Origin of the sequence: Streptomyces sp. NPDC007205 (assembly GCF_040634095.1) — a bacterium.
Lineage (GTDB): Bacteria > Actinomycetota > Actinomycetes > Streptomycetales > Streptomycetaceae > Streptomyces.
The window spans coordinates 638,091-659,584 of the sequence record NZ_JBEYEW010000001.1; the positions used below are offsets into that span (position 1 = coordinate 638,091).

Annotated in this window: 17 protein-coding genes and 2 pseudogenes; 12 read left to right on the top strand and 7 right to left on the bottom strand. The window is 72.1% G+C overall.

Features of this window, described 5'->3' with window-relative positions; genetic code table 11:
• Window positions 1-107 precede the first annotated feature (107 nt).
• Genes ABZ624_RS02860 through ABZ624_RS02880 form a run of 5 tightly spaced genes read left to right on the top strand, consistent with a single transcriptional unit; the run spans window position 108 to window position 6,218 of the window.
• The gene (locus ABZ624_RS02860; protein WP_360081836.1) at window positions 108-689 is read left to right on the top strand and encodes a 2Fe-2S iron-sulfur cluster-binding protein; all 582 of its coding nucleotides are present in this window, start codon (window positions 108-110) and stop codon (window positions 687-689) included.
• The gene (locus tag ABZ624_RS02865; protein ID WP_360081838.1) at window positions 686-1,678 is read left to right on the top strand and encodes a xanthine dehydrogenase family protein subunit M; all 993 of its coding nucleotides are present in this window, start codon (window positions 686-688) and stop codon (window positions 1,676-1,678) included. The genes ABZ624_RS02860 and ABZ624_RS02865 overlap by 4 nt, the downstream gene beginning before the upstream one ends.
• On the top strand, window positions 1,675-3,810 hold the full coding sequence (locus ABZ624_RS02870) for a xanthine dehydrogenase family protein molybdopterin-binding subunit (protein ID WP_360081840.1): 2,136 nt from the start codon (window positions 1,675-1,677) through the stop codon (window positions 3,808-3,810). Before ABZ624_RS02865 ends, ABZ624_RS02870 begins: the two co-directional genes overlap by 4 nt.
• Window positions 3,803-4,930, top strand: coding sequence for an XdhC/CoxI family protein (locus ABZ624_RS02875; RefSeq protein ID WP_360081842.1), 1,128 nt, complete (start codon window positions 3,803-3,805; stop codon window positions 4,928-4,930). The genes ABZ624_RS02870 and ABZ624_RS02875 overlap by 8 nt, the downstream gene beginning before the upstream one ends.
• Window positions 4,931-4,958: 28 nt before the next feature.
• Window positions 4,959-6,218 carry an FAD-dependent oxidoreductase gene (locus ABZ624_RS02880; protein ID WP_360081844.1) on the top strand — a complete coding sequence of 420 codons (1,260 nt, stop codon included), beginning with the start codon at window positions 4,959-4,961 and terminating at the stop codon, window positions 6,216-6,218.
• 48 nt (window positions 6,219-6,266) lie between these two features.
• Here ABZ624_RS02880 and ABZ624_RS02885 read toward each other — a convergent pair whose 3' ends face one another.
• Both ABZ624_RS02885 and ABZ624_RS02890 read right to left on the bottom strand, forming a co-directional pair.
• Entirely contained in the window at window positions 6,267-6,482 is a 216-nt protein-coding gene (locus ABZ624_RS02885) for a hypothetical protein (RefSeq protein ID WP_360081846.1), read from the bottom strand.
• Between the two features lie 98 nt (window positions 6,483-6,580).
• Window positions 6,581-6,823 carry a hypothetical protein gene (locus ABZ624_RS02890; RefSeq protein ID WP_360081848.1) on the bottom strand — a complete coding sequence of 81 codons (243 nt, stop codon included), beginning with the start codon at window positions 6,821-6,823 and terminating at the stop codon, window positions 6,581-6,583.
• Between the two features lie 348 nt (window positions 6,824-7,171).
• Here ABZ624_RS02890 and ABZ624_RS02895 point away from each other — a divergent pair.
• The 5 genes and pseudogenes from ABZ624_RS02895 to ABZ624_RS02915 all read left to right on the top strand — a co-directional run.
• Window positions 7,172-7,432: pseudogene (locus tag ABZ624_RS02895) on the top strand (class I SAM-dependent methyltransferase); the annotation flags it as partial.
• 221 nt (window positions 7,433-7,653) lie between these two features.
• Complete coding sequence (locus ABZ624_RS02900) at window positions 7,654-8,052, top strand: hypothetical protein (protein ID WP_360081850.1); 399 nt, start codon at window positions 7,654-7,656, stop codon at window positions 8,050-8,052.
• The gene (locus tag ABZ624_RS02905; RefSeq protein WP_360081852.1) at window positions 8,039-12,529 is read left to right on the top strand and encodes a caspase family protein; all 4,491 of its coding nucleotides are present in this window, start codon (window positions 8,039-8,041) and stop codon (window positions 12,527-12,529) included. Before ABZ624_RS02900 ends, ABZ624_RS02905 begins: the two co-directional genes overlap by 14 nt.
• A 32-nt stretch (window positions 12,530-12,561) precedes the next feature.
• Window positions 12,562-13,041, top strand: coding sequence for a diadenosine tetraphosphate hydrolase (locus tag ABZ624_RS02910; protein ID WP_360081854.1), 480 nt, complete (start codon window positions 12,562-12,564; stop codon window positions 13,039-13,041).
• Window positions 13,042-13,163: 122 nt separating this feature from the next.
• The gene (locus ABZ624_RS02915; RefSeq protein ID WP_360081856.1) at window positions 13,164-13,445 is read left to right on the top strand and encodes a hypothetical protein; all 282 of its coding nucleotides are present in this window, start codon (window positions 13,164-13,166) and stop codon (window positions 13,443-13,445) included.
• A gap of 220 nt (window positions 13,446-13,665) precedes the next feature.
• Here ABZ624_RS02915 and ABZ624_RS02920 read toward each other — a convergent pair whose 3' ends face one another.
• The 5 genes and pseudogenes from ABZ624_RS02920 to ABZ624_RS02940 form a co-directional block, all read right to left on the bottom strand.
• Entirely contained in the window at window positions 13,666-13,821 is a 156-nt protein-coding gene (locus ABZ624_RS02920) for a DUF6131 family protein (protein ID WP_360081858.1), read from the bottom strand.
• A 125-nt stretch (window positions 13,822-13,946) separates the two neighbouring features.
• Window positions 13,947-16,412, bottom strand: coding sequence for a SpoIIE family protein phosphatase (locus tag ABZ624_RS02925; protein ID WP_360081860.1), 2,466 nt, complete (start codon window positions 16,410-16,412; stop codon window positions 13,947-13,949).
• Window positions 16,413-16,508: 96 nt separating this feature from the next.
• Window positions 16,509-16,724, bottom strand: coding sequence for a DUF4177 domain-containing protein (locus tag ABZ624_RS02930; protein ID WP_031168938.1), 216 nt, complete (start codon window positions 16,722-16,724; stop codon window positions 16,509-16,511).
• Between the two features lie 124 nt (window positions 16,725-16,848).
• Window positions 16,849-18,630 (bottom strand): glycoside hydrolase family 15 protein, encoded by a 1,782-nt coding sequence (locus ABZ624_RS02935; protein ID WP_360081862.1) that lies wholly within the window; start codon window positions 18,628-18,630, stop codon window positions 16,849-16,851.
• A gap of 291 nt (window positions 18,631-18,921) precedes the next feature.
• A pseudogene (locus tag ABZ624_RS02940) lies at window positions 18,922-19,092 on the bottom strand (DNA repair protein); the annotation flags it as partial.
• 144 nt (window positions 19,093-19,236) lie between these two features.
• Here ABZ624_RS02940 and ABZ624_RS02945 point away from each other — a divergent pair.
• Both ABZ624_RS02945 and ABZ624_RS02950 read left to right on the top strand, forming a co-directional pair.
• Window positions 19,237-20,397, top strand: a complete 1,161-nt coding sequence (locus tag ABZ624_RS02945; RefSeq protein ID WP_360081864.1) for a lactate 2-monooxygenase — start codon at window positions 19,237-19,239, stop codon at window positions 20,395-20,397.
• Between the two features lie 213 nt (window positions 20,398-20,610).
• The gene (locus tag ABZ624_RS02950; RefSeq protein ID WP_360081866.1) at window positions 20,611-21,330 is read left to right on the top strand and encodes an FAD binding domain-containing protein; all 720 of its coding nucleotides are present in this window, start codon (window positions 20,611-20,613) and stop codon (window positions 21,328-21,330) included.
• The last annotated feature ends 164 nt before the right edge of the window (window positions 21,331-21,494 follow it).

A 21,494-nucleotide genomic window follows, 5' to 3' on the forward strand; every position in this document is an offset into this window, starting at 1 on the left:
CGCCGTTCTACGGCAGTCGCCGGCCCGCCGGTTCCGTTCCCGCACCCCGCGCACATGCGGCAGCCGGCCCACTCCCGACCTCCCTGGAAACGCGAAAGAAGCAGCTCATGGCCTCATCGACGTCCAGTGTCATCAGCCTGAAGATCAACGGCGAGAAGTACACACTGCCCGTCGACCACCGCACCACCCTGCTCGACGCACTCCGCGAGCGCCTCGACCTGACCGGCAGCAAAAAGGGCTGTGACCAGGGGCAATGCGGTGCCTGTACGGTCCTGCTGGACGGGCGCCGGGCCGTCGCCTGCCTGCAACTGGCCGTGGCGGCCGAAGGCCGTGAGATCACCACCATCGAAGGCGTGGCCGACGGCGACCGGCTGCACCCCGTCCAGCAGGCCTTCCTCGATCTGGACGGTCTCCAGTGCGGTTACTGCACACCGGGACAGATCTGTTCGGCGATCGGGGTGATCGAGGAACACGCGGCGGGCTGGCCGAGCGCCGTCACCTCCGACGTCCGGCCCGAAGCGGGCCCACCACCTCTGACAGCCGACGAGATCCGGGAGCGGATGAGCGGCAACCTGTGCCGTTGCGGCGCGTACGTCTCCATCGTCGAGGCGGTGGCCCGGGCCGCCGGTCAAGCGGCGGGCAAGGGAAGCACGGCCCCCACGGCGGGCGCGGAAGAGGTGGCGGCATGAAGGAGTTCGCCTATCAGCGGGCGTCCGACGTCGCCGGCGCCGTCGCGCTGCTCGGTGCCGATCCGGACACCCGCTTCCTCGGCGGCGGCACCAACCTCGTCGACCTCATGAAGACCGGTGTCGAGCGGCCCGCACGACTCGTCGACATCCGCGAACTCCCGCTCGACGTCATCGAGTCGACGCCGGAGGGCGGTCTGCGCATCGGCGCCACCGTCACCAACGGCGACCTGGCCGCCCACCCCGAGGTCCGGCGCCGTTACCCGGCGCTGGCGCAGGCGGTGCTGGCCGGTGCCTCGGGGCAGCTGCGCAACATGGCCACGGTCGGCGGGAACCTGCTGCAGCGCACCCGCTGCGGCTACTTCACCGACGTCACCAAGGCCTGCAACAAGCGTGTCCCCGGCAGCGGTTGCCCCGCGATCGAGGGTGAGCACCACAACCACGCGATCCTGGGCGCGTCGGGCCACTGTGTGGCCGTACACCCCTCGGACATGGCCGTGGCCCTGACCGCCTTCGACGCCGTCGTCCACTTCCAAACGCCCGACGGGCCGGGGCAGTTGCCGCTCGCCGCGTTCTACCTGCCCGTCGGTGACACCCCGCACCGCGAGACCGCCCTGCCGCGGGGCGCCCTGATCACCGGCATATCGCTGCCGCCCGCGCCGGTGGCCGTCACCTCCCGCTACCGCAAGGTGCGCGAGCGTGCCTCGTACGCGTTCGCCATCGGCTCGGTCGCCGCCGCGCTCGACGTCCGGGACGGTGTCGTCCGCGACGCGCGCCTGGCCTTCGGCGCCGTCGCCTCACGTCCCTGGCGGGCCGTCGCCGCCGAACGTGTGCTCACCGGTGCGACGGCCGACGCCGCCACCTACGCCGCCGCGGCGGACGCCGAACTGGCGGCGGCCCGGCCGCTGCCGCACAACGGATACAAGGTGGACCTCATGCGCAACCTGGTGGTGGCCGTCCTGACCGAACTCGCCGAGGAGGCCGCCCGATGACCACCGTCACCACCGGAACCCGCACCCACGCCCCCTCCGTCGGCACCGCCCGCACCCGCGTGGAGGGCAGGGACAAGGTCACCGGAGCGGCGCGCTACGCGGGCGAGGTGCCCTTCGCCGACCTGGCGCACGGCTGGCTGGTGCTGTCCACGGTCGCCCGCGGTCGTATCCGCGCCCTCGACACCGACGCCGTCCTCGGCATGCCGGGTGTCCTCGCCGTCCTGGACCACCGCAACGCCCCGCGCGTCGAGACCGACTACACCGGCATGCTGGGGCGACCGGACCCGACCTGCGCGGTCTTCCAGCACGACCGTGTGCCCCATCTGGGCTGGCCGGTGGCACTGGTCGTCGCCGAGACGTCCGAACAGGCCCGGGAGGCGGCCGAATCACTCGTCGTGCACTACGAGCAGGAGCCGCACGACACCGACTTCACGGGCGAGCGCGCGGACGCCCACCCGGTGGACGGCCACATGCCCGCCGTGACCGGGAAGGGCGACCTGGATGCCGCACTGGCCTCCTCGGCCGCCGTCCTGGACGCCGAGTACACCACACCCGAAGAGCACCACAACCCGATGGAACCGCACGCGGCGACCGCCCGCTGGGACGGCGGCCGGCTGGAGGTGATCGACTCCAACCAGGGTGCCACCTGGGTCGTCGGCGAACTCGTGAAGCTCTTCTCGCTCGACCCGGCCTCGGTGCGGGTACGCTCCGAACACGTCGGCGGCGGCTTCGGCAGCAAGGGCCTCCGCGCCCACCAGGTGGCCGCGGTGATGGCCGCGACCGTCCTGCAGCGCCCGGTGCGGGTGGTGCTGACCCGCCGTCAGATGTTCTCGCTGGCCGGCTACCGCAGCCCCACCGTCCAGCGCGTCCGGCTCGGCGCCGACGCCGACGGACGGCTGCGCGCACTGGAGCACCGCTCGGTCAGCGTCACCTCCACGGTGCACGAGTTCGTCGAGCCGAGCGCCGGGGTGGCCCGGGTGATGTACGACGCCGACGCCCACCACACCGCCAACCGCGTCGTACGGCTCGACGTGCCGACCCCGACCTGGATGCGCGCGCCGGGCGAGGCGCCCGGGTCCTTCGCGCTGGAGGCCGCGCTCGACGAACTCGCCGAGCGGTGCGGGATCGACCCGATCGAGCTGCGCCTGCGCAACGAACCCGACAAGGGCCCGGTGTCCGGCCTGCCGTTCGCCGGCCGCAATCTGGCCGCCTGCTTCCGGGAAGGCGCCCGCAGGTTCGGCTGGGCGGACCGGGACCCGCGCCCCGGGCTGCGCCGGGACGGCCGCTGGCTGCTCGGTACCGGTACGGCGGCGGCCTCCTTCCCCGCGGGTGCCGCACCGTCCACCGCGGCGGTGACCGCGCACCCGGACGGTACGTACACCGTCCGGATCTCCGCGGCCGACATCGGTACCGGGGCCCGTACCGCACTCACCCTGGTCGCCGCGGACGCACTCCGGGTGCCGCCGGAGCGCGTCCGGGTGCGCATCGGCGACAGCGACTTCGGCCCGGCGATGATCGCGGGCGGCTCCATGGGCACCCGCTCCTGGTCCTGGGCCGTCACGGCCGCCGCCGGTGAACTGCGCGAACGGCTGGCCCTCGGCGCCGAGATCCCCGCGGAGGGCATCACGGTACGGTCCGACACCACCGCCGCCATCGGCGCCCTCGCCCCCGCCGAACGGCACTCGTTCGGCGCGCAGTTCGCCGAGGTCGCCGTGGACACCGCCACCGGTGAGGTGCGGGTGCGGCGGATGCTCGGCGTCTTCGCGGCGGGCCGGATCGTCAACCCGCTCACCGCCCGCAACCAGCTCCGGGGAGGCATGATCTGGGGCATCTCCATGGCCCTGCACGAGGAGGCCGTCCGGGACCGCGCCTCGGGCGGCCACATCGGCGCCGACCTCGCGGGCTACCACGTGGCCACGCACGCCGACGTACCGCACATCGAGGCGGACTGGATCGACGACTCGGACCCGAACGACCCGGTCGGGATCAAGGGCATCGGCGAGATCGGCATCGTGGGCGCCGCGGCCGCCGTCGCCAACGCGGTCTGGCACGCGACCGGCGTACGCCACCGCAGCCTGCCCATCCGCCCCGACCGGGTCCTGTCGGCCGCCGCGGGGGCGCCGGATGCTTGACCTCGCCGGGGAACTGCACCGCTGGACCGAGGAGGGCCGGGAGTTCGCCGTCGCCACCGTGGTGGCCGTCAGCGGCAGCGCGCCCCGCGGTCCCGGCGCCGCGCTCGCCGTCGACCGCGCGGGCACTGTCATCGGCTCGGTCTCCGGCGGCTGCGTCGAGGGCGCGGTGTACGACCTGTGCCTCGAGTCGCTGCGGACCGGCAAGGGCGTGCTCGAACGGTTCGGCTACAGCGACGAGGACGCCTTCGCCGTCGGACTGACCTGCGGCGGAACCATCGACGTACTGGTCACACCCGTGGCCGGACAGGCCGGGACGGTCCTCGCGTCGGCCCTGTCGGCCGCCGCCGGGAACGAGCCGGCGGCCCTGGTCCGGGTCGCCCGCGGCCCGGCCGGACTCCTCGGACACGTCCTGCTGGTGAGGCCCGACGGCACCTTCGAGGGCGGCCTCGGCGGCCATCCGGACCTGGACCGGACGGCGGCGGCCGAGGCCCGGGCCCTGCTGGAGGCGGGCCGCACCGGCACGGTGGAGGTCTCCGCGGACGGCTCCCACTGCCCCGGCGGCCTCACCCTGCTGGTCGAGTCGAACATGCCGCCGCCCCGCATGATCGTCTTCGGTGCGATCGACTTCGCGGCGGCGCTGGCGCGGGCCGGAAAGTTCCTCGGCTACCACGTGACCGTCTGTGACGCCCGGCCCGTCTTCGCCACGCGGGCCCGTTTCCCCGACGCGGACGAGGTGGTGGTCGACTGGCCGCACCGCTATCTGCGACGCACCGGCACCGACGCCCGTACGGTCCTGTGCGTGCTCACCCACGACGCGAAGTTCGACGTGCCCCTGCTCAAGGAGGCCCTGCGCCGGCCGGCGGCGTTCGTCGGCGCCATGGGCTCACGCCGCACGCACGAGGACCGCAATCGGCGGCTGCGGGCGGAAGGCGTGACCGAACGGGAACTGGCCCGGCTGCGCTCACCGGTCGGCCTCGATCTGGGCGCCCGGACGCCGGAGGAGACCGCGCTGTCGATCGTGGCGGAGATCGTCGCCGCGCGGCGTGGCGGCACGGGTGTTCCCCTCACCGGCTCCGGAACACCGATTCATCGCGGGAGTATAATATTCAGCACCCGATGAATTACTGCTCCTGAAGGGCAGCACTGCCATGGAACAGAGCGAACAGAGGGAACAGAGGGAACAGACTGGCTGCTGTGTGGTGGGCGGCGGACCCGCGGGCATGGTGCTCGCCCTGCTGCTGGCCCGGGCCGGCGTCGAGGTGACGGTCCTGGAGAAGCACGGCGACTTCCTGCGCGACTTCCGCGGCGACACCGTCCACCCCTCCACGCTGGCGCTGCTGGACGACCTGGGCCTGGCCGAGCGCTTCGCCCGGCTGCCGCAGCGCCGCGTACGAACCGTCCAACTGCCGGTCGGGGCCGGCCGCTCGGCGGTCACGGTCGCGGACCTCACGGTGCTGCGCGGTCCCTACAACTACGTGGCGATGGTGCCCCAGTGGGACCTGCTGGACCTGCTCGCGGACGAGGCCCGGCGCGAGCCGTCCTTCCATCTGCGCATGAACACCGAGGCGACCGACTTCCTGATCGAATCCGGGCGGGTGACCGGAGTGCGCTACCGCACCCCCGACGGCCGCACCGGCGAGCTGCGCGCCGTCCTCACCGTCGCCTGCGACGGCCGGGGATCACTGGCCCGCACCCGCCCGGAACTGGGACTGCATGGCTTCGCCTGCCCGATGGACGCCTGGTGGTTCCGGCTGCCGCGCAAGGAAAGCGACCCGCAAGGACTCGTCGGCGCCGCCGGTGACCGCTTCCTGACCGCGATGATCGACCGCGGCGACTACTGGCAGTGCGCCGGGCTCATCCCCAAGGGGACGGACGCCCAGCGCCGCGCCGCCGGTCTCGACCGTTTCCTGGCCGACTTCGCCGCCGCTGCTCCCTGGATGGCCGACCGTGTGCACGCCGTGCGCTCATGGGACGAGGTCAAACTGCTCGACGTGCGCCTGGACCGGCTGCGCCGCTGGCACCGCCCCGGCCTGCTGTGCATCGGCGATGCGGCGCACGCGATGTCCCCGGTCTTCGGCATCGGCATCAACCTCGCGGTGCAGGACGCCGTGGCCGCCGCCCGCTGTCTCACCGAACCGCTGCGCCGGGGAACCGTGGGCCTGCGCGACGTACACCGGGTGCAGCGCCGCCGCCGTCCCACCACGGTCGCCACCCAGACGCTCCAGCGGATGGCCCACGCCCGCTTCATCGCTCCGGTCCTGCAGGGCCGGCCGCCCCTCGGGAGCGCGGACCGGGCCCGGAGGGTGGCACGCCTGCTCGCCGGGTCGCGGTGGCTTCGCCGGCTCCCTGCGTACTTCGTCGCGTACGGCGCACTGCGGGAACGCCCACCGGCCGCTGCCGTCCGGTAGCCCGTCAACGTCGCCTCGGCCAGAGTTGTCGTGACAACCATGCGCGCGCTAGCCGGCTCCGCGGTCCAGGACGCGGCGGGCCGCCTCGGCCTCGGCCGCCGGCGGGGACAGTTCGTCGAGCGTGTCGAGCTCGTCATCCGCTTCCAGTTCCCGTTCCCAGGCCGCCGCGAGCCTTTCCTGCTCCTGGCGTGGCTTGGCGCCGATCGCCTCCCGGTGATCCGGGGCGAGGGCTGCCAGGAATCGTCCTACCGGATCCGTCGGCATACCGTGCTCCTTGTCGCATGGAGGGGTGCCACTCTGGGCCAGTATGGCCGAATGCGCGCGCACCGGCCGCCCGAGTCCGCCGGGGAACACTCCGTCGGCTACTCGACCGCCGGGTCCTCCTGGGCACACCGCACCGCCTTCTTCACGGCCTGCTCCACCTCGAACCGGCTGGCCCCGGTGGCCGCGGCGTGCGCGGTGAGGGCCGCCTGTACCGCCTCGGACGCCTCGCGCCAGCGGCGCAACTGGGCGTCGTACTCGTCACCGGTCAGGCCCGCCAGCTTCGCGCGCTCTACCTCGGCGGATCGTTCCAGCTTGATCAACTCATCGGGGACCTCTGCCACGGGCACGGATCCTAGACGGCGGGTGCGCCGCGTCGGCCGGAGGACTTACCGGCCGATCGGGTAGAGCCGCTGTCGCCCTCGCACGGGGGGAGTCTCTCCCCGGCCTTCGCCCCGTCGGCGTCGAGTCCGCACGCGTCGCCGGCCGAGACGAGCGCTTCCACGCCGTACCCCGGAGAGACCCCAAGGAGTCCGATCCCTCTCGCCACGCCGATGTCGCCACCGCACGCTCCGCGCGCTACCTCACGCAGCTGGTCTCGCACATGGGGCACAAGGCCACCACCGCGGTCGACGCCGAGCCGCTGGGCCGGGTACAGGACGTGATCACCCGCCACAGCCGGCCGCCGTCGCGACGTGAGCGAGGAATGGGCCGCGATCGGCCGGCCGTACAGGGAGCGAGCGGGCGTCGCCGACCGGATCGACCTGCGCATCTCGCCCGCGCTCGAGACACTGCGTGCGCTCGGCGACGAGCCGGTCGTCGACATCGCGTTCATCGACGCCGACAAGGGCAGCTACCCGGCGTGCTACAGGGAGATCGTGCGCCGGCTGCGCCCCGGCGGGCCGGTGGTCCTGGACAACGTCTTCCTCGGCGGCCGCGTCTTCGACCCCGCCTACCAGGAGGACCATCGCCCGGCGCCGCTGACACCAGGACCCGCACGCTACCGACCGAACCCGACGGCACACGAACTCGGGGGTTCCAACTGGACAAACCACGCGTCCGGTAGGGCAGTCGACGGTGCAGGTCCGCGTCAAGTCACACCAATCGCTCCACTGACAACCGGTCCCTCTGCCAGGATGACCACATAAGGGAGCAGGACTGACGGGAGGACTGCGTGGACGAGCGGTTAGTGGTCGAGGTCGCCGGTGACCGGGCCGCCGACGAGCTTCGGTCGCTGCGTGACTGGCTGGTGGCCGAGGAGGAACTGCGCGGCAGGGTAAGGCTGGAGCTGCCTCCGCCGGCACCCGGTGCCCTGGGCTCGCTGGTGGCGGCCCTGACGGTCGCGCTCGGCCCCGGTGGCGTGGCGACGGCCACCGCGAGCGTACTGATCTCCTGGCTGCGCCGGCGTACCGGAAACGTCTCGGTCAAGGTGGTCCGGCCGGACGGGACAGCGGCGGAGTTCAGCGCCACCAACGTCCTCGGCCTGGACGCGGCGGAGGTGCAGCGGATCACTGCCGAACTCTCCCGTTCCCTCGACCCCGCCGGCGATCGGGAAACCGATGACGCAGGCTGAGCCGCCCGGCGCGTCCCTGGCGACCGGGCTCGGCTCGCCCGGATCGCGCGCCCTGCTCATCGGCACCGGACGTCACCTCCCCGGCTCTCAACTCCCCGACGTGCCCGCGGTGTCAGCCACCATCCGTGATCTCGGCCGCACCCTGGTCGACACCTGCGGGCTGCGGCCGGAGAACCTTCTCCCGCCGCTCCTCGATCCGAAGGACCCGATCGAGTTCGGCAACGCCGTCGTCACGGCCGCCAAGCAGGCCGAGGACGTCCTCCTGCTCTACTACGTCGGCCACGGACTGGTCAGCCCGGGCAACGAGCTCTATCTGGCCACGGCCGCGACGGACGACCTGGCCGAGGGGCTGGCGTTCAAGGCGCTGCCGTATCAGGCGGTCCGCGACGCGTTCAGCAACTGCCGGGCGCGCTCCATCATCGTGGTGCTGGACTGCTGCTTCGCCGGACGCGCACACGGATCCTTCGGTACGGCAGCGACCGACGCGTTCGCGCTGGCCTCGCTCAGCGGCAGCTATGTGCTGGCTTCCGCCTCGCGGGACGAACAGGCACTGGCGCTGCCGGACGAGCCGTACACGGCGTTCACCGGAGAGCTGCTGCGCTTTCTGCGCGAGGGTGACCCGGGCGGCCCGCCGGGACTCACCATCGAGGGCGCCTACCGGCATCTGCGCCGCGTCCTGCCGCTCCGGCACCTGCCCGCACCGGAGCGGCACCTCAGCGGCCGGGCCGGAGACCTGGTGCTGGCGGCCAACCCGGCCGCCGCACCTCAGCACGGGCAGGCGGCCACCCCTGCGCCGCACGAGCAGTCCGACGAACAGGTCTGCCCGTATCCGGGCCTCGATCCGTTCACCGCCGACGACGCCAGGTTCTTCTTCGGCCGGGCCCAGGTCACCTCCGAGTTGCTCACGAAGCTCGCCGACTGGTCGCAGGACGACGGACCGGTCGCCCTGGTGGGGCTGTCCGGGGCGGGGAAGTCCTCGCTGCTGCGCGCGGGCCTGCTGCCCGCCGTCAAGCGCGGCGAACTCCCGCTGCCCGGCGCCGGTACCTGGCCGCAGCTCATCCTCGCCCCCGGCGAACACCCGCTGGACAGCCTGGCCGGTCAGCTGGCCCGCCCGACCGGACGCACGAAGGCCGAGCTGATCGCCGAGCTGCGCGCGGACCCGACCCGCTCGGCCGGCCTGATGCGCCGCGCCCTGCGCCGGTGGAGCGGCGGCCAGGACGTACCGGGCGGCCGACTGCTGCTCGTGGTTGACCAGTTCGAGGAAGTGTTCACCGCGTGCCAGGACGAGCAGGAGCAGCGGGACTTCATCAGCGCGATCTGCTCGGCCGCGACGGGCGACGAGGCCGCCGCCGGCGCACCCGCCCTGGTCGTGCTCGGAATCCGCGCGGACTTCTACGCCTCCTGTCTGGCGCACCCCGAGCTGGCCGACGTGCTCAAGCACCGTCAGTTCCCGGTCGAGCCCATGACGCCGGAACAACTGCGCGAGGCAATCGAGAAACCCGCCGAAGTGGCCGGTCTCCAGCTCGAGAACGGCCTGGCCAACACGCTGTTGCGCGATCTGCGCGCCGACCGCGAGTTCGCCGGCGGCGCCCTCCCGCTGCTGGCCTACGCGCTCTGGCTGACCTGGGGCCGCCGCGAGGGCCGCACCCTGACGCTCGCCGGGTACGGCGCGACCGGCGGCATCTGGGACGCGATCACCCAACAGGCCGACCGCACCTACGACAGCCTGACCCCGGAGGCTCGGCGGGCCGCCAAGCTGATGCTGCTCCGCATGGTCCGGATCAGCGAGAGCACCGAGGACACCCGTCGACGGCTCGATCTCACCGACTTGCTGGCCCAACGCCCGCCGGACGAAGCCGCCGCCATCGCCGCCGCCCGTGACGCACTGGCCGGCGCCCGCCTGATCACCGTCGACGGCGACAGCGCCCAGATCTCCCACGAGGCGCTGCTGCGCGCCTGGGACCGGCTGCGCGGCTGGATCGACACCAGCCGCGCGGGCCTGCTGGTCCAGCAGAAGCTGCTCGACGCGGCCGAATCCTGGGAGAGGGACGGACGCGACCCGAGCGGTCTCTACCGGGGCAGCCAACTGGAACTCGTCCGCGACCAGTTCGGCGACACCAGCCGGCACGGCGGCCACGACGGCCAACTCGGCGAGCTGGCAACCGAGTTCTTCGCCGCCAGCGTACGAGCCGACCGGCGGCGCCGCCGCATACGGACGGGAACAGCCGTCACACTGATCCTGTTGCTGGTGGCATCACTGATCGCGACCGGCTTCGCCGTGCAGGGCCGCAACGAAGCGCAGCGACAGCAGCGCTCGGCGATCGCCGAGGCGCTGGTGCGCGACGCGGACTCCGCCCGGGCCAACAACCCCAGGCTGGCCCTGCAACTCGGCATCGCCGCCGACCGCCTGGACCACACCCCCGCGACCACCGCGAACCTCCTCAGCAGCCTGTTCACGCCCTACGCCAGCACCCTCTCGGGCCACAGCGGCGCGGTGGCCGGTGCCGCGTTCGCGCCCGGCGGGCGGACCCTGGCCACCGCAAGCCAGGACGGCACCGTCATCCTGTGGGACACCAGCTCCCCGCAACGCCCCCACAAGCTCAGCCGGCTGCAGGGCCCCAGCTACGGCGTGTTCACCGTGGCGTTCAGCCCGGACGGGAGTGTCCTCGCGGCCGGCGGCAGCGACCGAGCCGGGCTCACCGTACAGATGTGGGATGTGAGCAACCCGGGACGACCACGCCGTCTCGGCGAGCCGTTGACCGGCCCGGCCAACGTCCACACGCTGGCCTTCACACCGGACGGACACACGCTGGCGGCCGGCGCGCCGGACGGCAAGGTCTGGCTGTGGGACACCAGCGACCCCGGACAAACCCACCGGCTCGGACAGCCCCTGACAGTCGGTGACACGGACGTGTCGGCCCTGGCGTTCAGACCCGACGGGCACCTGCTCGTGGCCGGCGGCCTCAACGGCACCGCGGTGCTGTGGGACGTCACCGATCGCGCTCACCCCCGGCGGCTCAAGAACCCGATCAGCCACCCCGACGGGGTGACCGCTCTCGGCTTCACCCCCGACGGTCGTACGCTCGTCACCGGCGGCGGAGACGGAAAGGCCAACCTCTGGAACACCGGTGATCCGGACCGCCCCACCTGGGTGAGCCAGATGTCGGTCGGAGACGCCCCGGTGAAGGCACTGGAAGTGTTCCGGCATGAGATCGACGTGGCTCTGGCCGACCATTACACGACCGTGTGGAACACCTCGCGGCCCACCGCTCCCCGCATGGTCAACAGTTCCATCACCGGGGCGTCCAACTGGACCGGCGCAGTGGCGTTCGCCCCGCACGGCGACCTGCTCGCCACCGGGAGCGCCGACAACACGGTGATCCTCTGGCAGGGAAAGAGCGACAACGGAAGCGTTCCGCTCACCGCCCGTATCGGAGGCATCGGTGCTGTGCAGTCGATGGCGCTGCGCTCGGACGGCCACGCGGCGGCCACGGGCGGAGTGGACGGCAAGGTGACGCTGTGGGACCTGGCGGACCCGAAGCATCCCCGCGGAGTCACACGCAAGAGCGTGCACCACACAGGCAGTGTGTTCGGGATGGCCTTCAGTCCCGACGGACACATCCTGGCCAGCGGCAGCCTGGACCACACCGTGATCCTCTGGGACGCCGCTGACGTCCACCACCTCCGCAAGATCACACAGTTCACCGCCAACAACGGCGGAGTCGACGGGCTGGCCTTCAGCCCCGTCGGCCATACCCTCGCCACCGTGGGCGGGGATGCCGCGATCACGCTCTGGGACACATCGGACCCCTCCCGTCCCCGGCCCATCGGCCAGCCGATCAGGGGGCACCGCGCAGGTGTGGACGCGGTCGCCTTCAGCCCCGACGGACACACCCTGGCCACCGGCAGCTGGGACGGTACGGCCAGACTGTGGAACATCGACGACCTGGCCCGGCCGCATCCCCTGGGCAAGCCACTCGCCGGCCACACCAACTGGGTGTCCTCCGTGGCCTTCAGTCCCGACGGACACACCCTGGCCACCGGCAGCCTGGACTCCAGCATCATCCTGTGGGACATCACGGACCCGGCCAACGCCCAGCACTTCGGCCCGCCGCTCATCCAGCACAACAGCTGGGTCCTCGGACTGGACTTCGGCCCTGACGGCCACACCCTGGTATCCGGCAGCGCCGACCAGACAGCGATCCTCTGGGACGTCACCGATCGCGTCCACCCCTACGACCTCGGCGTGGTCGGCGGCGGCCACACCGACTCGGTCACGTCCGTGGCGATCAGCACCGACAACAAGACGCTCCTGACCGCCTCCGCGGACGGCATCGTCAACCTGAACAGCCTGGAAAAGCTCAACAACGCACGCACCCACGCCCGCGACCTCGCCTGCGCCCGGGCAGGTGGGGGGCTGGCCGCCGATCAATGGGCCCGCTACGTCCACGAGCTCAAGCGCCCGCGCACCTGCTGACGACGGAGGCGCGCCTCGACTAGGTTGTGATCATGGATGATGACTGGCGGTCGGATCGGATCGGGGCCGCGCTGCGGGGCGAGAACCCGACGGTGCTGCGGCGGCTCGAGTCGGGGTTCGCGGCGATCGGCGACGTACAGTTCCTGCCGGGTTACTCGGTCCTCCTCGTGGACGAACCGGGAGTTCAACGGCTGTCCGACCTGCCGAGGGCCAAGCGGCTGGCGTTTCTGTCCGACATGGACCGGCTCGGAGAGGCGGTCGAGCGGGCCTGCCGGCACCTGGACTCCGCCTTCCGCCGGGTCAACCTGGAGATCCTGGGCAACACGGACCCGTTCCTGCACGCGCACGTATGGCCGCGGTTCGAGTGGGAGCCGCACGAGTTGGTGGGCAAGCCGGTGTGGCTGTATCCGCCTGACCGGTGGCGAGACGAGCAGTTCCGGCTCGGTCCGCAGCATGACGTGCTGCGGGAGACGATCAGCGGCGAACTGGACAGACTGGGGTCGACGACCTGACGAGACCTGGCGCCCGGAGGAACTACCCAACGGCGATGCCGCGGGCGGAACCGTACGGGATCACCCGATGGAACGAGAAGCACCGGCGTGACATGGGGCTGTCCGAGGTCGTTGACCAGGCTATGAAGAAGATCACTGCGCTTGCCGCGCTCACCGTGGCCGGTTTCTCCCTCGCCACCCCGGCCCACGCCGACGAAGACGGCAGCCACCCCAACCACGGCCGCATCAACGTCGCCGGCCGGCCGTTGAACGCCGACAACCTCTGCAAGCAGGCACTCGGACTCGTCGGCATTGCCGCACCGTGGATCGGTGACCCGGGGCAGGACGCCTGCAACGACCGTGACCACACCGCCCGCGCCCGCACCTGGTCCGAAGACCCCGGCTCTCCCTCCGGTCGGGAGTGATCGTACGTACGCCGGTCCCTGCCGGCGGCGTCAGGCTGCGGACGGCCCCGCCGCGAGGTTCAGCGCGAACGTCGCGGGCGGGGCCGCGGTGTCTGGCAACAGCCTCACGCGAGCCTCCCGTGATCGGTGGCCACCGGGGCCGGCACGCGCCTGCGTGGACCGGCGGGCTGACGCGAGCCCTGGGAGGTTTCGCCCCGGCAGCCGGGCAGGGGCTGGATGCCTACCAGTAGTGCCGTCGGCCGGCGACCGCGTGCCCCATCGAGCCGAGGATCCAGAAGATCGCGCCGATGACCACGAGGATGATCCCGATGGTCCACAGGATGGACAGACCTGTGACGAAACCGACGACGAGCAGGATGATACCGAGGGCGATCATGACGCGCCTCCTGTTGATGAATGGCTCCTGTCCCTGCGGGTTCCCCGAAGCGGACGGTGTCATCATGCGCGGGCCGGAAATCTGCGGGAATTCCGCACCGGAGTGGACGGCAGCGGAGTGCCGGCTCAGGGAAGTCGCCGGGAAACGCCGCTCGGCAGCTGCTGCTCCGCCCAGATGGTCTTGCCCGCGGCGGTGTACCGGGTGCCCCAGCGCTGGGCGACCTGCGCGACCAGGAAGAGGCCGCGCCCTCCCTCGTCCGTGCTGCGGGCACGGCGCAGGTGCGGGGAGGTGTTGCTGGCGTCGGACACCTCGCAGATGAGAGCCCGTTCGTGGATCAGACGCAGACTGATCGGTCCGCCGGCGTGCGTGATGGCGTTGGTGACGAGTTCGCTCACGATCAGCTCGGTGGTGAAGGCGATGTCCTCCAGACCCCAGGCGGCCAACTTACAGGCGGCGTTGTCGCGAGCCTCGTGCACCGCACGGGGATCGGCGGGCACCTCCCAGGAGGCCACGCGGTCGGGGGCGAGGGCGCGCGTCCGGGCGATGAGGAAGGCGACGTCGTCGTGTGGATGGTCCGGCAGCAGGATGCGGACCATCGTGTCGCAGATCTCCTCCAGCGGCCGGTCGGGGTGGGCCAGGGCGAAGCAGAGTCGCTCGAAGCCGACATCGACATCGCGGTCCGAGGCCTCGATCAGCCCGTCGGTGTAGAGGGCGACGACGCTGCCCTCCTCCAGTTCGATCTCGGCCGACTCGAAGGGCAGACCGCCCAGTCCCAGCGGGGGACCGGCGGGGATGTCGGGGAGTTCGACCGGTTCGCTGAGGTGGGCGATGGCGGGCGTGGGGTGCCCGGCCCGCGCCACGCTGAGTTTCCGCGAGATCGGGTCGTAGACCGCGTAGACGCAGGTCGCGCCGATGACCACCGGTCCGTCCGTGGCGGCCTCCGCCTCGTCCGCCAGGCGCACGACAAGGTCGTCGAGGCGGGCGAGCAGCTCGTCGGGGGGCAGGTCCAGGTCGGCGAGGGTCTGTACGGCCGCACGCAGCCGGCCCATGCTGGCCGCCGCGTGGATGCCGTGGCCGACGACGTCCCCGACGACCAGGGCGACGCGGGCGCCGGACAGCGGGATGACATCGAACCAGTCGCCGCCCACGCCGGCCTCGGCATCGGTCGGCAGATAGCGGTAGGCGACCTCGACGGCACAGTGATCGGGCAGATCGGGCGGCAGGAGACTGGTCTGGAGGGCGAGGGCCGCGTGGTGCTCACGGACGAAGCGCCGGGCGTTGTCCACGCACACCGCGGCCCGTGCCACCAGCTCCTCCACGAGCAGCAGGTCGTCCTCGTCGAACGGGTTGGGGTTCTCCCAGCGCAGCAGCGTGACCACTCCCATGGTCACGCCCCGGGCCCGGAGCGGCACCACGAGGTGCGTGTGCACACCGAGGGAGACGATCTTGGCCAGGCGTTCCGGATCACCGGCCAGCCACCATGTCGTCGGTTCCAGGACCGGATCGAGGATCGGCCGGCCCGTGGTCAGGCACCGTCGTTGCGGGGAGACGGCCGGGTACCCGGCCGTCTCCCCGATGGGAACGATCGCCTCCGGGACCTCCTCGCGGATCGACCGGTGCACCGCCCGCTGGAGCGTGCCGCCGGCGACCGGTCCAGGGGTGAGGTCCCTGGCCGCGAGGACGCCCTGGAAGAGGTCGATCGCCACGAATTCGGCGAGCTGCGGTACGAGGACCTCGGCCAGTTCCTGCACGGTGCGGTCGAGGTCCAGGGTGGTGCCGATACGCTGTGCCGCCTCGTTGACCAGGGCGAGCCGCTCACGTGCCCGGTCCTGGGCGGTGAAGTCGACGGCGGTGTGACACACCCCGAGCGTCCGGCCGCCGACGTCCCGCAGCGGGAACGACGAGCGGAGCCTGAGGTGACCCTGCGCGTTCCGGCGGGACCTGCCGTGCGGGGGCGGCACATGCTCGACAGCGGGCGTCACCCGGCCCGACAGCAGCGCCTGGCGCGCCTGCCAGTCCACGGCCGACGGCACCTGTCCCGGTCCGGACGGCACCTGTCCCGGTCCAGGGGGCGCGGAGATGCGGTCGGCCCCGGACTGGGCCGGCATGCCCTCCATGGCGACCAGGGCCTGGTTCACCCACTGGAAGTGCAGCTCACTGTCGAGGACGGCGATGCCGATCGGCGACTCCTCCAGCAGGCCGCGCACCACTGCCTGATCGAGCTCCCACCGCCGCGAGTCGGAGACCTCACAGGCCACGGCGAGCCAGGCGGAGCCCTGCTCCGCGCTCAGCGGACACGCCCGCAGGGCCAGCTCGACCGGGTGGCCCGCACGGTGACGGGCGGTGATCAGGCCCTCCCAGCCCTCGCCGACCCGCTGCGCCGCGGACAGCGCGGACGTCGGCGAGTCCTCGGCCATCAGCACGGAGGTCGCCGGCCGCCCCAGCACGCTGGACGCCGGATACCCGAGGAGGTCCTCCGCCCGCTGATTCCAGTAGCGGATCAGGCCGTGTCCGTCCACGAGGGCGACGGCGGCAGAGGTGATGCCGAACGGATCGTCCTGGTGCTTGTTGTCCAGATCCCTCAGACCCATGGTGTCGACCGCATCCGCAGGCGGGTTTTCTCACACCACGGTCTCACATGGACCCGGGTGTGTCTCCGGGCCGACCACCCGGTCCTGTGCCGAGCGTTACCCGCGCGGACGCTCGAAGGTCAGCAGCAGTCCCTCCACGGCTCCGGGCCCTATGCGGCCCTTGACGTCGGCGGAGGTGATGGCCTTGAGACCCCAGCCGTCCTCGGCGTGCTTGTTCAGGACCTTCTCCAGCTTGTCGCTGTCCAGCGCGTCGCCGATCAGCGACTCCCGGAAGGTGACGACCTTGTACTCGTACGTGTAGCCGCTGCTCATGTGCGGAGTCCTCCTGAACCCGGGCCGGGTGGTGGTGTGATGGCCGGGCAAGCTAATCATGGCTTCCGGCCGTGCGGGAGGCCCGGCCCGGCAGGGGCATGGCGCCGAGCGGAAGCGCCGAGCCTCAGAGCGGAAGCGTCGCGGCGTCGTTGAGGCGGACCGCGCACTCCAGCAGGAGGGCGTGGACGAAGGCCTGGGGCAGGTTGCCGCGCAGCTGGCGCTGGCGTACGTCGTACTCCTCCGCGAACAGCCCCGACGGCCCGCAGGCCGCCCGGGTTCGTTCGAACCAGCGCAGCGCGCCGGCGCGGTCACCGAGGTGGTCGGTGGCCAGCGCCATGGTGAACCCGCACAGCAGGAAGGCCCCTTCGGCCTCACCCAGCGCGATTCCCTGGTGAACGAAGCGATAGAGGTACCCGTCATCGGCCAGCTGCTCCTCGATGAAGCGACGGGTGATCGCGTTGCTCGGGTCGTCGGCGGGAGGGAAGCCACGGGCCAGAGGCGTCAGAAGAGCGGCCTCCGGTCCGTCGTCGTCGGCGGCCCGCCGCCACCGGCCGTCTTCGCGCAGGCAGCGGTGCCGGGTCTCGGCGAAGACGGCCTCGGCGAGGTCGGCGCACCGCTGTCCCGTCCGCCCCGGCAGCACGTCGGCCACGCGTCGCAGACCGCAGACCACACTCAGCCGGGACTGGGTCCACCACCGTTCGTCCAGTTCCCACAGCCCCGCGTCGGGCCGCCGCCAGTTGCGTTCCACCGCCCGGGCCGCGACCGTGGCCGCCTGCTCGGCCTCGGGCGTGAGCCGGTCGTGGTGAGCGGCGGCGGCGAACAGCTGGAGCGCCTCTCCGAACGCGTCGAGCTGGAACTGATCGCCCGCACGGTTCCCGATCCGGTCCTGGCCTCCCGGGTAGCCGGGAAGCGGAAGCCCTCTCTCCTCCGGTACGGGGCCGCCGTCGACGGTGTACGCCGGGTGCAGGCCCTCACCGTCGGCGAGAACGCGTTCGGCGGTGAAACGCACCGCGGTGTCGAGCAGCTCGTGCGGCCCGTGTGCGGCGACCGCGAGGCCGGCGTAGCTCTGGTCGCGCAGCCAGGCGAAGCGGTAGTCGTAGCTGCGGCCGGTGTTCGCGCGCTCCGGCAACGAGGTGGTGACGGCCGCGACCATACCGCCGGACGAACTCGTCAGGCCGCGCAGGACGGCGTAGGCGTGCCGGGCGTCACGCGGTGCGGCCAGGCCGGAGCAGTCGGGCACGGCCCGCCGCCACGCCTCCTCCGTCCGCGCCCACAGCCGCTCCGGATCCAGCCGGGCGGTGCTCTCCTTCTCCGACAACTCCAGGACCAGGTCGTGCTGCTCGCCCTTGCGCAGGCGGAACTCACCGCGCAGGACGGACTCGGTGTCCCACGCGGCCCGCTGCGCTCCGTGGAGCCGCAGCCGCAGACCGTCGGCGTGCGCGGTCCACACATCGCCCTCAAGGCGAAGGCCGCGCATCCCGCCCGCGCCGAACCCCGGACGCGCATCGAGGGTCAGCCGCAGGCGTGCCTCACCCTCTTCGACGCGCATCCGGCGCAGCAGCACAAGACGGTCCACGGAGGCCGGCATCGCCAGCGCGTCGCGGCACTCGATCACGGAGTCGGCGGTCACCCACCGGTTGACCCGGATCAGCGTGCCGTCCTCGTAGTAGCCACCCGATACGTGCCAGTGGTCCTCCGGTTCGACGCCGAAGTACCCCCCGCCGCCGATCAGGGCGGAGAACACCGCGTCACTGTGCCAGCGGGGAGCACACAGCCACACGATCCGGCCCTCCGGGTCCACCACGGCGCCGCGTTCGCCGTCGGCGAGGACGGCGTAGGCCCGCAGCACCCACGGCGGGCAGACGTCGTTCGGCGCATGTGCCGGTTTGTCCGCTGAGTCACCCATGGCACTGCAGTTTTCCCGACCGCCCCACCGGGAAACGCCCACTGGGCCGGCGGAGGGCCAAGCACGGCATCTTCAGGGGGGCCGGTTCGTCAACTGCCTGAAGCGGTGGCGGGGCATCGCCACCTGCTGCGAAAAAGGCCGCGACCACGACCGTCTACCTGGCCGGACTCCACATGGCCGGCATCTCCGGCCCGCCATGATGGCGCACATAGCGGTGTCCGCACCGTGAATGTCAGCCCCCGTCGGTCCGGGCGCGCCGCACCCCTGGCCGGGACGCGACGCCGGAGCGGGCTACGAGGCGCCGTCGTAGACGACAAGCCCGTCCTCGCGCACACGCACGCCGGGCGTCACGGTGTGCGCGCTGATGCGGCCGTTGTGCATGAGGTGGTCGGCCGGTACACCGCGGGCGAGGACCGCGAAGTCCGCGATGAGGCGACGGTGGCAGCGCCACCAGACCGCCTCCCTGTCAGATCGTCGGCTCGGCCCAGACGTCGGGGGATGTCGTGTCCCGCGGCGAGAATCCTGCGATCTACCCGCCCTCCATGGCCAGTCTCGCATTCTTGAAGGGGCAGGCCCGCGCGGGGCGGCCCGGAGGAGGAGCGGAACATGGCGTTCGCCGACTACCAGAACGAGATCTACCTCGCCGGGCTGCACGGCGTGGCACCGAGGCTGCCGATGACCTACGCGGAGCTGGAGCCGCCCGCCCTGGCCGCGATGCCACCGTCGGTGCGCTCCTACGTCGCGGGCGGCGCCGGGGACGAGTACACCCAGCGGGCCAATGTCACCGCCTTCGAGGAGTGGGGTCTCGTCCCGCGCATGCTGGTCGGCGCGAAGGAACGGGACCTGTCGGTCGACCTGTTCGGCATGCGCCTGCCCGCGCCGCTGTTCCTGGCTCCGATCGGCGTTATCGGGCTGTGCGCCCAGGACGGCCACGGCGACCTCGCCGCCGCACGCGCCGCCGCCCGAACCGGCGTGCCGATGATCGCCTCCACCCTGACCGTCGACCCGATGGAGCAGGTGGCCGCCGAGTTCGGCGACACCCCGGGCCTCTTCCAGCTGTACACCCCCACCGACCGGGAAATGGCCGAGAGCCTCGTCCACCGTGCCGAGAAGGCCGGATTCAAGGGCATCGTGGTCACCCTGGACACCTGGATCACCGGCTGGCGCCCCCGCGACCTCGCCGTCAGCAATTTCCCTCAGCTGCGCGGACACTGCCTGGCCAACTACACCAGCGACCCGGTCTTCCGCTCCCGGCTCGCCCAGTCCCCCGAGGACGACCCGGCAGCCGCGGTGATGCGCTGGGCGCAGACCTTCGGCAACCCGCTCACCTGGGACGACCTGCCCTGGCTGCGGTCGATGACCGACCTGCCGCTGATCCTCAAGGGCATCTGCCACCCCGACGACGCCCGCCGCGCCAAGGACGCCGGCGTGGACGGCATCTACTGCTCCAACCACGGCGGACGCCAGGCCAACGGCGGACTGCCCGCGCTGCACTGCCTGCCCGGCGTCGTCGAGGCCGCCGGTGACCTGCCGGTCCTGTTCGACTCCGGCATCCGCTCCGGCGCCGACATCGTCAAGGCCCTGGCCCTGGGCGCGACCGCCGTCGGCATCGGCCGGCCCTACGCCTACGGCCTGGCCCTGGACGGCAGCGACGGCATCGTCCACGTCCTGCGCTCCCTGCTTGCGGAGGCCGACCTCCTCATGGCCGTCGACGGCTACCCCACCCTGGCCGACCTCACGCCCGACGCCCTCCGCCGCATCCGCTGACACGAGACGATCCGCGCGCCCTGACGTCCGGCTCGGGGAGGCGCCCGGCGAGCTCGGCCACCGGGCGGTGCGGTCCGTGCGGCGCACGCCGTGCTCGTGTGAGCCCTGTACGCGCCCCCGCCCGGTCGAGAAGACTGCCTTGGCGGTGGGTGGTTGGCCAGAACATCACCCACCGATATGGGTCCGAGTTCTCCGGAAGGCAGGTCGGCTGCTGTGCTGTTGAGGCTGCCCACATCCGTGTCCGAAGCCCAGGAGTGCCTGGCCGAGGGTGCCGTGCCGATCGGCGGGGCGACCCTTGTCTGGGCCACCTGGCAGCGGGACGGATTCCCCGAACTGGCCATGTCTCTGCGGGAGTTGCCGCAGGCCAACGTACTGGGGCGGGAGACGGTGGGCGGCGCCGTGGTCCTGCACCGGATCGACGACCGGGTACCGGACGTACTCCGCCTGGCCGCCGCCATGGTGGGCACCGGGGCCGTGCGGCGGACGGCGACGGTCGGCGGCAACCTCGTCGGCAGTACGCTGCGCTGTCTGCTGCCCGCGGCGCTCGTCCTGGATGCCCGGGCGACAGTGCTGGAATCCGACGGCGTCCAGGAGACGGACATGGCCGAGCTGGTGGCCAAGCGTCCCGTCCTCGTCAGCCTGCGCTGGCGTGCACCGATCGTCTCCGCGTACCGCAAACTGGCCGGGGAGACAGGCGGACCGCCACCCCTCGTCGTCGCCTCGGCCGTCCACGCCGACGACGGTGGCCACCGCCTGCGGGTCGCCGTCCGTGACGGTCATGACGTGCTCAGCGGCAGCGTCACGTGTGACACCGACGCCGAGGACACCTTGCGCGCGCTGAGCGAGACCGCCCTCGGTCACCTGCCGGCCTCCGCCTGGCAAGCCGTCCACTCACAGGTCACCGGCCTGCTCGGCGCTCGTGGCACGGACTGATGTGACGGATGGCCGACGGCTTCGCCTCTCGCCGCCTGCTTCGTCGTGCAGCACCTCCCGCCGAACGCGCCGGGTGCGTGCCCTGAGGGTGGCTTGGCAACCGCTTGCAGCGGCCTCGCCCGAAGGCGCAGCATGACGGTTCCCGCACCCGTTGTCGAGCTCGG

Bases quoted from the DNA above. Each gene is read 5' to 3' on its own strand.
- ABZ624_RS02860 (WP_360081836.1), top strand. From the start codon at position 108: ATGGCCTCATCGACGTCCAGTGTCATCAGCCTGAAGATCAACGGCGAG.
- ABZ624_RS02865 (WP_360081838.1), top strand. From the start codon at position 686: ATGAAGGAGTTCGCCTATCAGCGGGCGTCCGACGTCGCCGGCGCCGTC.
- ABZ624_RS02870 (WP_360081840.1), top strand. From the start codon at position 1,675: ATGACCACCGTCACCACCGGAACCCGCACCCACGCCCCCTCCGTCGGC.
- ABZ624_RS02875 (WP_360081842.1), top strand. From the start codon at position 3,803: ATGCTTGACCTCGCCGGGGAACTGCACCGCTGGACCGAGGAGGGCCGG.
- ABZ624_RS02880 (WP_360081844.1), top strand. From the start codon at position 4,959: ATGGAACAGAGCGAACAGAGGGAACAGAGGGAACAGACTGGCTGCTGT.
- ABZ624_RS02885 (WP_360081846.1), bottom strand. From the start codon at position 6,482: ATGCCGACGGATCCGGTAGGACGATTCCTGGCAGCCCTCGCCCCGGAT.
- ABZ624_RS02905 (WP_360081852.1), top strand. From the start codon at position 8,039: ATGACGCAGGCTGAGCCGCCCGGCGCGTCCCTGGCGACCGGGCTCGGC.
- ABZ624_RS02910 (WP_360081854.1), top strand. From the start codon at position 12,562: ATGGATGATGACTGGCGGTCGGATCGGATCGGGGCCGCGCTGCGGGGC.
- ABZ624_RS02915 (WP_360081856.1), top strand. From the start codon at position 13,164: ATGAAGAAGATCACTGCGCTTGCCGCGCTCACCGTGGCCGGTTTCTCC.
- ABZ624_RS02920 (WP_360081858.1), bottom strand. From the start codon at position 13,821: ATGATCGCCCTCGGTATCATCCTGCTCGTCGTCGGTTTCGTCACAGGT.
- ABZ624_RS02925 (WP_360081860.1), bottom strand. From the start codon at position 16,412: ATGGGTCTGAGGGATCTGGACAACAAGCACCAGGACGATCCGTTCGGC.
- ABZ624_RS02930 (WP_031168938.1), bottom strand. From the start codon at position 16,724: ATGAGCAGCGGCTACACGTACGAGTACAAGGTCGTCACCTTCCGGGAG.
- ABZ624_RS02935 (WP_360081862.1), bottom strand. From the start codon at position 18,630: ATGGGTGACTCAGCGGACAAACCGGCACATGCGCCGAACGACGTCTGC.
- ABZ624_RS02945 (WP_360081864.1), top strand. From the start codon at position 19,237: ATGGCGTTCGCCGACTACCAGAACGAGATCTACCTCGCCGGGCTGCAC.